Annotated in this window: 12 protein-coding genes; 3 read left to right on the forward strand and 9 right to left on the reverse strand. The window is 32.7% G+C overall.

Going from position 1 to position 13,080, the window contains the following annotated elements:
- Window positions 1-33: 33 nt before the first annotated feature.
- Genes JM80_RS00205 through ccoS form a run of 8 tightly spaced genes read right to left on the reverse strand, consistent with a single transcriptional unit; the run spans window position 34 to window position 7,424 of the window.
- Entirely contained in the window at window positions 34-1,302 is a 1,269-nt protein-coding gene (locus JM80_RS00205; RefSeq protein ID WP_144708839.1) for an acetyl-CoA hydrolase/transferase family protein, read from the reverse strand.
- Between the two features lie 20 nt (window positions 1,303-1,322).
- Entirely contained in the window at window positions 1,323-2,024 is a 702-nt protein-coding gene (locus JM80_RS00210) for a sulfite exporter TauE/SafE family protein (RefSeq protein ID WP_144708841.1), read from the reverse strand.
- A 2-nt stretch (window positions 2,025-2,026) separates the two neighbouring features.
- Window positions 2,027-2,473, reverse strand: coding sequence for a FixH family protein (locus tag JM80_RS00215; protein WP_013621621.1), 447 nt, complete (start codon window positions 2,471-2,473; stop codon window positions 2,027-2,029).
- A gap of 11 nt (window positions 2,474-2,484) precedes the next feature.
- Window positions 2,485-3,900: a cytochrome c oxidase accessory protein CcoG gene (gene ccoG / locus JM80_RS00220; protein ID WP_075695157.1), complete on the reverse strand. Its 1,416-nt coding sequence runs from the start codon at window positions 3,898-3,900 to the stop codon at window positions 2,485-2,487.
- A 30-nt stretch (window positions 3,901-3,930) separates the two neighbouring features.
- Entirely contained in the window at window positions 3,931-4,818 is an 888-nt protein-coding gene (locus tag JM80_RS00225) for a cbb3-type cytochrome c oxidase N-terminal domain-containing protein (RefSeq protein WP_144708843.1), read from the reverse strand.
- A gap of 7 nt (window positions 4,819-4,825) precedes the next feature.
- The gene (locus JM80_RS00230) at window positions 4,826-5,017 is read right to left on the reverse strand and encodes a CcoQ/FixQ family Cbb3-type cytochrome c oxidase assembly chaperone (protein WP_013621618.1); all 192 of its coding nucleotides are present in this window, start codon (window positions 5,015-5,017) and stop codon (window positions 4,826-4,828) included.
- A gap of 4 nt (window positions 5,018-5,021) precedes the next feature.
- A complete protein-coding gene (gene ccoN / locus JM80_RS00235; RefSeq protein ID WP_075695155.1) occupies window positions 5,022-7,220 on the reverse strand; it encodes a cytochrome-c oxidase, cbb3-type subunit I in 2,199 nt (732 codons plus the stop codon).
- Between the two features lie 3 nt (window positions 7,221-7,223).
- Window positions 7,224-7,424: a cbb3-type cytochrome oxidase assembly protein CcoS gene (gene ccoS, locus JM80_RS00240; protein WP_034642949.1), complete on the reverse strand. Its 201-nt coding sequence runs from the start codon at window positions 7,422-7,424 to the stop codon at window positions 7,224-7,226.
- A 182-nt stretch (window positions 7,425-7,606) separates the two neighbouring features.
- Here ccoS and JM80_RS00245 point away from each other — a divergent pair, with 182 nt between their 5' ends.
- Window positions 7,607-8,866: an alginate export family protein gene (locus tag JM80_RS00245; protein ID WP_144708845.1), complete on the forward strand. Its 1,260-nt coding sequence runs from the start codon at window positions 7,607-7,609 to the stop codon at window positions 8,864-8,866.
- Window positions 8,867-8,924: 58 nt separating this feature from the next.
- Here JM80_RS00245 and JM80_RS00250 read toward each other — a convergent pair whose 3' ends face one another.
- Window positions 8,925-11,300, reverse strand: a complete 2,376-nt coding sequence (locus tag JM80_RS00250; protein ID WP_144708848.1) for a heavy metal translocating P-type ATPase metal-binding domain-containing protein — start codon at window positions 11,298-11,300, stop codon at window positions 8,925-8,927.
- Between the two features lie 117 nt (window positions 11,301-11,417).
- Here JM80_RS00250 and JM80_RS00255 point away from each other — a divergent pair, with 117 nt between their 5' ends.
- Both JM80_RS00255 and JM80_RS00260 read left to right on the forward strand, forming a co-directional pair.
- Complete coding sequence (locus JM80_RS00255) at window positions 11,418-12,104, forward strand: Crp/Fnr family transcriptional regulator (RefSeq protein ID WP_144708850.1); 687 nt, start codon at window positions 11,418-11,420, stop codon at window positions 12,102-12,104.
- A gap of 92 nt (window positions 12,105-12,196) precedes the next feature.
- On the forward strand, window positions 12,197-13,039 hold the full coding sequence (locus JM80_RS00260) for a universal stress protein (RefSeq protein ID WP_144708852.1): 843 nt from the start codon (window positions 12,197-12,199) through the stop codon (window positions 13,037-13,039).
- Window positions 13,040-13,080: the final 41 nt, after the last annotated feature.

Below are 13,080 nucleotides of genomic sequence, written 5' to 3' on the forward strand. Positions count from 1 at the left end.
ACCTCTTAAAACAATGCTTTTAAAGTTTTGCAACTAGCTTTTAAAACGATTATAAGCTTCTTTACTTAACTCCTCTCTAAAATTAGGGTGAGAAATAGATATTAATACCTTTGCTCTTTCTTGTAAATTTTTACCATATAAATTAACCACTCCGTATTCTGTGGCTACATAGTGTACGTGAGCACGTGTTGTAGTAACACCCGCTCCTTGTTTTAAAAACGGTGTTATTTTAGAAATGCCTTTAGCGGTAATAGACGGCATTGCAAAAATAGGTTTACCACCTTTAGACAAAGATGCACCACGTATAAAATCCATTTGTCCGCCTACACCAGAATATTGCCTGCTACCAATTGTATCTGCACAAATTTGACCTGTAAGATCTATTTCTATAGCGCTATTAATAGCTGTAACCTTAGGGTTTCTGCGTATAATGGAAGTATCATTAGTATAAGCAGCTTCTTTAAAATGCACCAATGGATTATCATCTACAAAATCGTAAAGTTTTTGTGATCCTACAGCAAAGCAGGTTACAATTTTACCGTGTTTTACTACTTTATCTTCGCCTGTAATTACACCACTTTCTATTAAAGGCAAAACACCATCAGAAAACATTTCTGTATGTATACCCAAACGTTTGTGGTTGCCTAAATTACTTAACACTGCGTTTGGTATATTACCTATACCCATTTGTAAGGTAGCACCATCTTCTATTAAACCTGCTACGTGTTTACCAATTTGTTGTTCTATGTTAGATATTGATGAAACACCGTGCGTATGTATTGGTGTATTAACCTCAACAGCACAGTCTATATCTTTTATGTGTATAATACCATCACCGTGAGTTCTGGGCACGCAAGGGTTTATTTGTGCTATAACTTTTTTTGCTGTTTGTATGGCTGGTAATGTTATGTCTACAGAAACACCTAAAGAACAATACCCGTGTTTATCTGGTGGAGACACTTGCACAACAGCAACATCTAACGGAAGAATTCCGTTTCTAAAAAGCAGGTTAATTTCGCTTAAAAAAATTGGAATATAATCTCCTTGAGTTGTATTTATTAATTGCCTAACATTGCTACCAACAAAGCAACTATTCATTTTAAAACTTTTACTATAAGGCTCTTGTGCATATTTTGCTTGCCCCTCTGTATGTATAGATACAATTTCTACGTTTTTTAATTCTTCGTATCTATTACACAAAGCATCTATTAGCACATTTGGCGTCATTGCAGCTCCTTGCAAAAAAACTCTATTACCAGATTTTATAGATTTTGCGGCTTGCGCTGCAGAAACAATATTCATAACATTAAATTTTTTAGTAATTAGTGACACTCCATATTGGTAGAAACCATTTCTACAACAGGTTTAGGAGACACATAAGGAATACCAAGGCCCAAGCCTCTAAGAATAAACAACACTCCAATTACAATTACAAAAACAGGAATTAACTGTTGTACTTTTTTACGCGCAACACCTTTTAGCATTCCGCCAAAATAAACAGCAATTGTCATAAGTGGTATGGTACCTGCACCAAAGATTACCATATATAAAGAGCCTTGCGCTGCATTACCCATAGCTATGGCTCCAAACAATGCCATATATACCAAGCCACACGGTAAAAATCCGTTTAAAAAACCAATAGTTAAAAACGTATCTGGAGTTCTTTTTTTAAGCTCCTTTCCTAATTTAGATTTTACTTTAGAAATAAGCTTATAAATAGGTTTAGACACATTGTATTTTTGTATTTTTTTAGATGGAATTAATACTATAACAATCATTAAAATTCCTATTGCAATTGATAGTTTTTGTTGCAAACCAAAAACATACAACCCTTTACCTAGCAGCCCAAAAACAAGACCTATTACTCCGTAAGCAAGCAACCTACCAATATGATAAATAAAGATCTGAACAGTTTTTTTTAGTTTGCTATGCCTATCTACTGGTAACATAAAGGCTATGGGCCCACACATACCTACGCAGTGCAAACTTCCCATTAACCCTAATATAAAAGCAGATAGTAACATACTTAATACGTTATACTTTGTTTGTGTAAAAATTCTTTTTTATTGTATTCCCATGCAATTTTAATGTCCCACCGACCATCTAACAAACGTTTGTCAGGTATGAGCAAATGTGTTTTGGATAAACTTATGGGTAAGCTAAAATCCAATTGTTTATTAGATGGTCTATATAGGGACACCTTACCTGTTATTTTATTAAAATCTTGATCCTTTGGAAAAGCTATTAATAAGCCATCTTCAGTTTTTTCTACAGCTAGTTTATTGGTTAATTTATACGCATTGGTAACGTCATTAATTTCTTTTTGATACCCTAACTCTGCCTTATAATACTCCTCTGTAACCAAATCATGTTTAGCCCTGTTCTCAGAATTCATTCTAACAACAAAGTATAATATAAAGCTAATGAAGCCTACAAATGCCAGTACTATTCCTGTTCCCCAATTTATTTTCATAACTTATTTTTTTATTTGTAGCTTCTTGGTGCTAAAAAACGTGCTGTAGTTGTTTCTACTAATTTATTATTACTATACACTCCTATTTTAAGCTTGTCTTTGTCACCATTTAAAGCTGCATTATTAATTTCTATAAATAATGTGCCTTCTGCCAGCTCTTGTGCTGGCACGTTAAAGTTTTTATGTGTAACCAGTTTAATTGTTCCTTTATGGGATAACAGTTTAAAACTAACATCTGTAACATCCTCTGTAGTTTTATTCACCAGTTTAAAAGTATATACATTACTAATTATGTTTCCTTCTTTATGTTCATATAACTGACCTGGAAGTCTTAAAATATTTGCTTCTAAATCGTTTCTTAAAAACAGCATACCAATAAGCAATCCTATTAAAATTATTAAAACTGCCGAGTAACCTTTTAGTCTTGGTGTAAATTTAAACTTGGTCTTTTTCTCTATATTATCTTCACTAGCATACCTAATTAAACCTTTTGGCAAGTTTACTTTTTCCATTATGGTATTACACTCATCTATACAAGCTGTACAGTTTACACACTCTAGTTGTGTACCATTTCTTATATCTATGCCAGTAGGACAAACGTTTACACATTGGGAACAGTCTATACAATCTCCATGACCAAGTGCTGTACGATCTTCATTTTTTCTAAACTTTTTTCTTCCATTTTCCCCTTCTCCTCTTTTATGGTCATACGCTACTACAATAGATTTGTTGTCTAAAAGCACACCTTGCATACGCCCATAAGGACAAGCTATAATACATACTTGCTCTCTAAACCAAGCAAAAACAAAATAGAAAACTGCTGTAAAAATTAATAATGATATCATTGTACTGGTATGCAACAATGGTCCGTCTGTGATGTATTTAATTAGCGTATCACTACCAATTAAATATGCTAAAAAAACGTTAGCAATTATAAACGAGATGACAAAAAAGATAATCCATTTGGTTACTCTTTTTCTAATTTTAACAGCATCCCACTTTTGCTTATCTAAACGCATTTGTGCTCCACGGTCACCTTCAATCCAATATTCTATTCTACGAAAAACCATTTCTAAAAAAATGGTTTGCGGACACATCCAACCACAAAAAATACGCCCAAAAGCAACAGTAAATAAGGCGATAAAAACCACACCTATAATCATTGATATTACGACCAAATGAAAATCTTGTGGCCAAAAAGGAAAACCAAATATATTAAAACGACGATCTATTACATTAAACAATATAAATTGGTTGCCCTTTATTTTTATAAAAGGAGATACTAGCAAAAACAACAGTAATGTGTAACTAACTATTTTGCGATAATTGTAAAATTTACCACTAGGTTTTTTTGGAAAAACCCAAGCTCTTTTACCGTCAGTATCTATTGTACCAATAGAATCCCTAAACTTTTCATCTGCAGCCATTTTGTTGTTTTTACTAGTAATACTCCTTTGTTATTCTTCTGCTGGTTCTGGTTTCCAAATTTCTCCTTGAGGTTCTTTAGGATTTGCTGGTGTTGTACCTTGTAGTGTTAATACATAACTAGCTACTTGTGCACGCTCCAACGGCTTTAATATTTGCTTCCAAGCAACCATACCTTTACCATCTCTACCACCTTCAGATATGGTGTTAAAAACGTTTTTAATACCACCACCTAAAAGCCAATATTCATCTGTTAGGTTAGGTCCTATACCACCACCACCATCTGCAATATGACAAGCAACACAACTTGTTTGGTATATTTTTTCACCAGCTTTTATATCTGCAGCATCTGTTAAAACTTCAACTGTGTTTACATCTACTAAACCTTTAGCGGTTTTTTTATACTCTTCTATTTCTATTTTTGCAGCAGCAACATCTTGCTCATACTCCAATGCTTGGTCATAATCATTAAAAACATGAAATCTAGCTAAGTACACTGCTCCAAATATGATACCTGCATAAAAAAGATACACCCACCATGGCGGTAAATTGTTATCTAACTCTTGTATACCATCATAATTATGATCTAAAATTATTTCATGCTCTTCTTCCATAGGTTTAGATCCTAATAGTTTAGCATAAACTCTTTTCCCCCATTTCCACTCAACCTTTTTAGTATCTTCTTCTAAATATTTCTGTTTTGCTTCTTCTGGCAATGTTTGGAACATTACATTTTCAATAGACCTAACAATTACTTCAGACGCTATTAATATTAGTAATACCAATACTAAAAAACCTAAAACAATTGGATAGGCTATAAACGCTGGTTGGTCACCAGAGTCTATAAAGTATTCCATTAATCCAAAAACGATAAAGAAAACTAGAGGTATCCTTATCCACCAAGGTGTCATATTTTTCATAGTACTATTATTTTGTTAGGTTGGTTTTATCATCATCTTCTAGAGGTATGTTACTTACCTCCTTAATATGTTCTTTTGTTGCTGTAAACACCCACCAAAAAAGTATGGTGAAGAACACAAAAAATATAAGTAGTGATATCATAGGATAGGTTGCTATACCCTCCATACTCTCCATATGTCCTTTTATAAACTTTAGCATAATATTATTTTTTAGCAGTTGTCTCTTCTGTATTCTTTATTTTAATATCTGTACCTAAACGCTGTAAATAAGCTATTAGAGATACAATTTCCCTGTCTTTCATTTCTACAAAAGGCTTTCCGTTATCTTTAGCAAACTTTTTATCTGCCTCGTAGCTCTTTGCAAAATCTGGATCTGTATATAGGTTCTTTTCTATTTTAGTAGCTTGCTCCTCCATAGATTTTTCTGCGTTAGCAATATCTTCTTTTGTATAAGGCACACCTAAAGAAACCATAGCCTCCATTTTGCTTTTTACATTGCTCCTATCATGTTCATTACGTATAAGCCATTGGTAGGCTGGCATTATAGAACCAGATGAGGTACTTTGCGGATCGTACATATGGTTTAAGTGCCAATTGTCTGAATATTTACCACCAACTCTTAATAAATCTGGACCAGTACGCTTACTTCCCCATAAAAATGGATGATCATAAACAAACTCTCCTGCTTTAGCATACTCACCGTAACGCTCTACCTCTCCTCTAAACGGACGTACCATTTGCGAGTGGCAACCAACACAACCTTCTCTTATATACAAATCTCTACCCTCTAACTCTAAAGGTGTATACGGTTTTACACTTGTTATTGTTGGTATGTTAGATTTTACTAGTATTGTAGGTATAATTTGCACTATACCACCAATTAAAATAGCTACTGTTGCCAATATGGTTAATTGCACAGGCTTACGCTCTAACCAAGAGTGGTATGTTTCTCCTTTTGTTCTTTTTTTAGATACTCTTGTAAGAGGTGCAGCTTCTGCCAATTCATCTTCTACTTTTTGGCCAGAACGTACTGTTTTAAACACATTATACAGCATAATAAATGCACCTAATATGTACATACTACCACCTATTGCACGCATCCAATACATTGGTATAATTTCTTTTACGGTTTCTAAAAAGTTACCATAAACTAAAGTTCCATCTGGATTAAAATCTTCCCACATTAAGGCTTGTGTAAACCCTGCTACATACATTGGCAATGCGTAAAGAATAATACCCAAGGTACCAATCCAGAAGTGGGCATTTGCTAAACCAGTAGAGTGTAACCTTGTTTTAAACATTTTTGGTACCAACCAGTAGATCATACCAAAAGTTAAAAACCCGTTCCAGGCCAATGCTCCAACGTGTACGTGTGCAATAATCCAGTCACTAAAATGCGCAATTGCATTTACATTTTTTAATGATAACATAGGACCTTCAAAAGTTGCCATACCATAACCTGTAATGGCTACTACCATAAATTTAAGCGTAGGATCTGTACGTACTTTATCCCAAGCACCACGCAAGGTTAAAAGTCCGTTTATCATACCTCCCCAAGACGGAGCAAGTAACATAATAGAGAATGCTACACCTAAATTTTGTGCCCAATCTGGTAAAGCAGAATACAACAAGTGATGAGGACCTGCCCAGATATAAATAAATATTAAAGACCAAAAGTGTACTATAGATAACCTGTAAGAATACACAGGTCTGTTTGCTGCCTTAGGTACAAAATAATACATTAACCCTAAAAATGGTGTTGTTAAGAAAAATGCTACCGCATTATGTCCATACCACCACTGCACCAATGCATCTTGTACACCTGCATAAACAGAGTAACTTTTTAGTGCACTTACTGGCAGCTCTAAACTATTAAATATATGCAGTACAGCTACAGTAACAAACGTAGCTAAGTAAAACCAAATTGCTACATACAAATGTCTTTGTCTTCTACGCAACATTGTTCCTATAAGGTTCCAACCAAAAGCTACCCAAACTACTGCAATAGCTATATCTATTGGCCACTCTAGTTCTGCATACTCTTTAGATGTGCTGTAACCCAATGGCAATGTAATAGCTGCGGCTACAATTATGGCTTGCCAACCCCAAAAGTTAAAATTACTTAACCCATCACTAAACATACGTGCCTTTAACAAACGCTGCGTAGAGTAATATACTCCCGCAAAAATAGCGTTACCCACAAAGGCAAAAATTACTGCGTTTGTATGTAATGGTCTTAACCTACCAAAACTTAACCATGAAATACCATCGGTTAAATTTGGAAAAAGAAACATAAAGGCTAATAACAGACCCACTGACATTCCTACAATACCCCAAAATATTGTAGCATAGAGAAATTTCTTTACGATTTTATTGTCGTAATAAAACTGTTGTACTTCCATAATTTAATTCATCTTAGTTTGTTCGATTTTTTTACTTTCTTGAGTCTTAGAGCTCTTTTGTACCAATTCGTCTTCAAAAAGCATACGTATAGATGGTGTATAAGAATCATCATACTGACCACTCTTTACCGATATTATAAATGCTAAAAAGAAAAACAACGCCACTATAATACTTATAGACAGCAACACATAAATTACACTCATACCTACCTGAATTTATAAGACAAAATTACCGGCTATGCACTTCTTATAATATGATATATATCATACTTTAAAGAAATTTTAAAAAACATTTATGAGGTATAAGCTGTTAAGATTGTGATTGTAATTAGCCTATGTAATAAAAGCTAGTATATTTGAAAAAACATTACAAAAAGAGAACTAATATGAAGTTATTGAAGAATGCATTTTTTACTGGTTTAATACTTTTAATACAGCAAGTAAATGCACAACAGTTTAATTTAGATGCAGAAATAAAACCACGTTTTGAGTTTAGAAACGGTTACAGCACCTTAAATTCTGATGCCGTTGACCCTGCTTCTTTTATATCACAAAGAACTAGATTAAATTTTGACTACAAAGGAACTGAATTTAACGCCTTTGTTGCTGCACAAAATGTAAGGGTTTGGGGAGATGCTGCTACATTATCTACAACAGATGCAAATGGCATAACATTACAACAAGCTTGGGCAGAAGCTTTTTTAGGAAAATGGAGTTTTAAACTGGGAAGACAACATATTGCTTATGATACAGAGCGTATTTTTGGACGTGCAGACTGGAACCAACAAGGTAGAAGCCACGATGCTCTTAGAATAAAATTTAAACCAAATGCAACTAACAGAATGGATATTGGTTTTGCACTAAACGAAACATCACAATCTATTTTTGAAGAAGATTACACCCTAAATAACTACAAAAACTTTCAGTATTTATGGTACAACACTAAGTTTAACAAAATAGGTTTAAGCTTTTTATTTTTAAATACTGGTTTTGCTTTTGATGACAATAACGAACAAAAAATAGCGTACAACCAAACCATTGGTTTAACAAGTGCCTTAAATGATAATAGATGGAGTGCAAATGCATCAATTTATTTACAAACTGGTAAAATTGAAAATTCAGATTTATCTGCTTTAAATGCCAGTGCAATCATAAACTACAGCTTAAACTCTGAGTTTTTAGTAGGGCTTGGAGCCGAGTATATGTCTGGGACAGATATGAACGAAACTACTAGCGATTTAAATTCTTTTACTCCTTGGTTTGGAACCAACCACAGGTATAATGGTATTATGGATTATTTTTATGTTGGTAACCACAGTAACTCTGTTGGCTTAGTAGATATTAACGCTAAAATTAATTACAGTAAAAATAAGTTTTCTGCCAACTTAGCACCTCACTTTTTTAGTTCTGCTGCTACTATAGTAAATGGTAACGGTATAGAGCAAGATAGCTATTTAGGTACAGAAATAGACCTTACTCTTGGGTACAAAGCATCTAAAAGTATAGTTTTTAATGCCGGATACTCACAAATGTTTGCTTCTGATTCTATGGAAATTATTAAAGGAGGAGACGCTTCTATGACCAACAATTGGGCTTGGGCTATGATTACTTTTAAACCACATTTTTTTAGTTATAATGGCAATTAAACTTTAATGTTTTACGCATAAAAAGAGCAGTTTTACAATTTGTAAAACTGCTCTTTTTTTATTCTAATTTTTTACCCACTAAATTGGTTGCAATAGTAGTAAACAAAACAATACTTATAGAGCTTAAAGGCATTAATATAGCTGCAATAACAGGCATTAATTGTCCTGTAGTAGCAAAATACAATCCAAATAAATTATACAATAAAGAAAAACCAAAACTTAGTTTTATAATTTTCATTGCACTTTTAGATGCGTTTATATACTGGTACAATTGCTTAAATTTTGATGCATCTAAAATACCATCACAGGCAGGTGAAAATACATTTACATTTTCTGATATAGCAATACCTACATTACTTTGTGCCAAAGCACCAGCATCATTTAAACCATCACCAACCATAAGCACTTTTTTTCCTTGCTCTTGTAAACTTTTAATAAAATCTAATTTATCTTCTGGTTTCTGGTTAAAGTAAAGTGGAGTTAATTTGGGTAACAAAGCTTGCAAACGTTCTTTTTCTCCTTCATTATCACCAGATAAAACACCCAAATCTAAAGTTTGTTTCATTTCTTCAAACAATTTAGACACACCTTCTCTATATTGGTTACTAAAAACAAACTTGCCTTTGTATGCATCATTACTACTAATGTATACAGCTGTATTCTCTTGTGCGGTTACACTGTTATTTCCAACAAAATTTGCAGATCCTACTTTTATATTATTATCTTCTAAAACTCCTATTATTCCTTTTCCTAAATGTTCTTCATAATCATCTAAGGTTAAAATATCTTGCGCTGCTAATAAATTATAAAGGGTTCTACTTAAAGGGTGGTTAGAGGCTCTTAATGTATTTTTTAATAACGATTCTTCTTCTGCGCTTAACGCCATACCCTCATAACTAGCTGTGCTTTTTTGAGCTGTTGTTAAGGTTCCTGTTTTATCAAAAATAGCTGTAGTTAACTGTGCTAACTGCTCTATAGTTTGTGTGTTTTTTAAATAGAATTTTTTACGCCCAAAAATGCGTAACATATTACCCAATGTAAATGGTGCTGCTAATGCTATTGCACAAGGGCAAGCAATTATTAAAACCGCAGTAAAAACATTTATAGCCTTACTACTATCAATAAACATCCAAATAAATGTAGCCATAAAAGCAATACTTAAAACTGCAATTGTAAAACGCTGACTAATTTTATCTGTAATGGTTTGGAACTTACTTGTTTTATCTATAGAAAAAACAGAATTGCCCCATAATTGTGTTAAGTAACTTTGTGATACCGTTTTTAAAGCTTCCATTTCTATTGCTCCTTGCAACTGCTTACCACCTGCCAAAATTTTATCTCCGCTTTCTTTTACAACAGCTTCAGACTCTCCTGTAACAAAACTATAATCTATACGTGCATTACCTTTTAATAGAATACCATCTACTGGTATTAATTCTTCATTTCTAATTAAAAGTCGGTCTCCTTGCCTAATATCATAAACCTGCAAAGTTTCTTCTTTTCCTCTGGTTACAATTCTGGTTACTGCTATTGGAAAGTACGACTTATAATCGCGCTCAAAAGATAAAAAGGAATATGTTTTTTGTTGAAAAAATTTACCTAGCAGCAGAAAAAATATCAACCCTGTTAAACTATCAAAAAAACCAGTTCCCCAATCAAAAATAATTTCTAATGTACTACGTACAAAAAGCACCAAAACACCTAATGCAATAGGCACATCTATATTTAAAATTTTAGAAGAAATACTTTTGTAAGCAGATATTAAATAGTCTTGTGCAGAATAAAAAACTACAGGCAATGAAAAAGCAAACATTAACCACCTAAACACATTTTTGTATTGATCTAACCAAAACTCTTGCACCTCAAAATACTCCGGAAAAGACAAAAACATAACGTTACCAAAAGCAAAACCTGCAACCCCTAATTTATAAATAAGACTACGGTCTACGTTTTTTTTACCTTTGTCATAATCATCTAAAGAAATGTATGGCTCATACCCAATTTTAGCCAATAAAATAACCAACTGCTTTAAACTTAAATCTTCTGGGTTATAGGCAATACGCACCATTTTTTTTGGAAAATCTACCTGAGAAGAACTTATGGATTGTTGCAATTTATTTAAGTTTTCTAAAACCCAAATACAAGAACTACAATGTATATGAGGTATGTAAAGATTTACTATTTGATGTTTTTTTTCATTAAACTCTATAAGCTTATTTAAAATTACAGGATCATCTAAAAAGTTATACTTATCCGCTACTTCATTTGGTATTGTACCAGCAGCAGATTGTAAGTCATAGTAATAAGTTAAGTCGTTAGACTCAAAAATTTCGAAGACTGTTTTACATCCATTGCAACAAAAATGCTTACCTTTAAATACAATAGGTATTGTGTCACAATCATCTCCACAATGAAAACATTTTTCTTTTATCATCTTTAACATTTTAGACCAAAACAAAGGTCTGTTAAAGTGCTATTTTAAAATATGACAAATGTCAGGTTTTGATTTTAACATTAACCGTAAATTTGTATTGTAAGCAAAAACAATGTTATGAGTAGGTGTGAAAATTGTATTATTCGTCAGTTTAATTCGTTACGAGCTATGAGCAAAGACGAGTTAAAAAAAGTATCTGACACCAAAGTTTCTAAAACTTATAAAAAAGGTGATGCAATTTTTGAAGAAGGAGAGCGTCTAGACGGTGTATTTTGTGTTAGAGATGGCGTGTCTAAACTATCTAAACTTAGCTCCAACGGAAAAGACCAAATAATAAAACTTGCTACTAAAGGAGAGATTTTAGGGCAACGTTCTGTAATTGCAGAAGAATCTGCTAACTTAAGAGCTGTAGCTATTAAAGATGTAGATCTTTGTTTTATTCCTAAAGAAAGTATTTTACATACTTTAAACACCAATCCTAATTTTGCTGTTGAGGTATTGCGCCATATGGCCAATGATTTAAGAGAGGCAGATGATGTTATTGTAAATATGTCTCAAAAAACAGTAAAACAACGTATTGCAGAAGCCTTTATCTATTTAAAAAATGAGTTTGGTGAAGATGAAAATGGTTTTTTAAAATTAAGTTTAAGCAGAGAGGATATGAGTAATGTTGTAGGTACGGCAACAGAATCTACCATTAGAATTATATCTGAGTTTAAAAAGAAAGGTATGATTGAGACTTCAGGAAAACAAGTTCGTATAAAAGACTTAGTTAAATTACAAAATGTAGTAAGCGGCTTATAGGTTTATAAAAGCTTCTGTTTTAAAACTGACAAATATCATAGTTTACGGTTGCTACTACTTTTATTTTTACATTGGATATTTAATACAGTCTGATGAAAAATATACTTTTACCTACAGATTTTTCTGAAAATGCAAACAATGCAATTTCTTATGCTCTAGAGCTTTTTAAAAAAGAAAATTGTACTTTTTACTTATTAAACACCTATGTGCCGGCTATACCGCATAGCAGGTTTATGGCAGAAAACTCTAAAACTTTAGTTTTAGAAAAGAATACAGAAACAGCTTCTAAAAACGGTTTAAAAAAAACAATAGAATACATAAAGCAAAAACACAATAACCCTTTACACAATTACAAAACTATATCCTCTTTTGATTTGCTAACCCATGAGGTTATAGATATCATTAAAAACGAGCATATAAACTTTGTGATATCTGGTACTAAAGGAATTACAAATTTTAAACGTGTTTTTATTGGCGCAAATACAATGCATATTATAAATGCAATTAAAGATTGCCCAGTTTTAGCTATTCCAAACCATTATAACTTTGGCATACCAAAACAATTAGTTTTAGCCACTGACCTTAAAAGAAGTTTAAGCCCTGAAGCATTACAAGCTTTATTATTTATAACAAAAATGTGTAACTGTACAGTACATATTCTTCATTTAAAAACTAATACTGTATTAGATGATTTTCAAAAATCTAACTTAAAAATAATACAAAACTGCTTGGCTAGTATCCCTTTAAGACTGCATTTACTACCGTTTTACGCAAACAAATCTGAAATTATAAGTAGTTTTATAAAAGACCACACAATAGATACATTGGCATTAGTATATAATAACCGTAGTTATTTGGAGGAATTAATACAAGAGCCTGTGCTAGAAAATGCAGATTACCACACAAAAATTCCGTTATTGGTTTTACCTAGCTAACCATTAGCTATAAAAAAAGCGAAAGATATATCTTTCGCTTT

The sequence above is a fragment of the Cellulophaga sp. RHA_52 genome (assembly GCF_007827205.1).
GTDB classification, from domain to species: domain Bacteria; phylum Bacteroidota; class Bacteroidia; order Flavobacteriales; family Flavobacteriaceae; genus Cellulophaga; species Cellulophaga lytica.

Excerpts from the sequence above, each read along its gene's own strand:
- JM80_RS00205 (WP_144708839.1), bottom strand. The coding sequence starts at position 1,302 with ATGAATATTGTTTCTGCAGCGCAAGCCGCAAAATCTATAAAATCTGGT.
- JM80_RS00210 (WP_144708841.1), bottom strand. The coding sequence starts at position 2,024 with ATGTTACTATCTGCTTTTATATTAGGGTTAATGGGAAGTTTGCACTGC.
- JM80_RS00215 (WP_013621621.1), bottom strand. The coding sequence starts at position 2,473 with ATGAAAATAAATTGGGGAACAGGAATAGTACTGGCATTTGTAGGCTTC.
- ccoG (WP_075695157.1), bottom strand. The coding sequence starts at position 3,900 with ATGGCTGCAGATGAAAAGTTTAGGGATTCTATTGGTACAATAGATACT.
- JM80_RS00225 (WP_144708843.1), bottom strand. The coding sequence starts at position 4,818 with ATGAAAAATATGACACCTTGGTGGATAAGGATACCTCTAGTTTTCTTT.
- JM80_RS00230 (WP_013621618.1), bottom strand. The coding sequence starts at position 5,017 with ATGCTAAAGTTTATAAAAGGACATATGGAGAGTATGGAGGGTATAGCA.
- ccoN (WP_075695155.1), bottom strand. The coding sequence starts at position 7,220 with ATGGAAGTACAACAGTTTTATTACGACAATAAAATCGTAAAGAAATTT.
- ccoS (WP_034642949.1), bottom strand. The coding sequence starts at position 7,424 with ATGAGTGTAATTTATGTGTTGCTGTCTATAAGTATTATAGTGGCGTTG.
- JM80_RS00245 (WP_144708845.1), top strand. The coding sequence starts at position 7,607 with ATGAAGTTATTGAAGAATGCATTTTTTACTGGTTTAATACTTTTAATA.
- JM80_RS00250 (WP_144708848.1), bottom strand. The coding sequence starts at position 11,300 with ATGATAAAAGAAAAATGTTTTCATTGTGGAGATGATTGTGACACAATA.
- JM80_RS00255 (WP_144708850.1), top strand. The coding sequence starts at position 11,418 with ATGAGTAGGTGTGAAAATTGTATTATTCGTCAGTTTAATTCGTTACGA.
- JM80_RS00260 (WP_144708852.1), top strand. The coding sequence starts at position 12,197 with ATGAAAAATATACTTTTACCTACAGATTTTTCTGAAAATGCAAACAAT.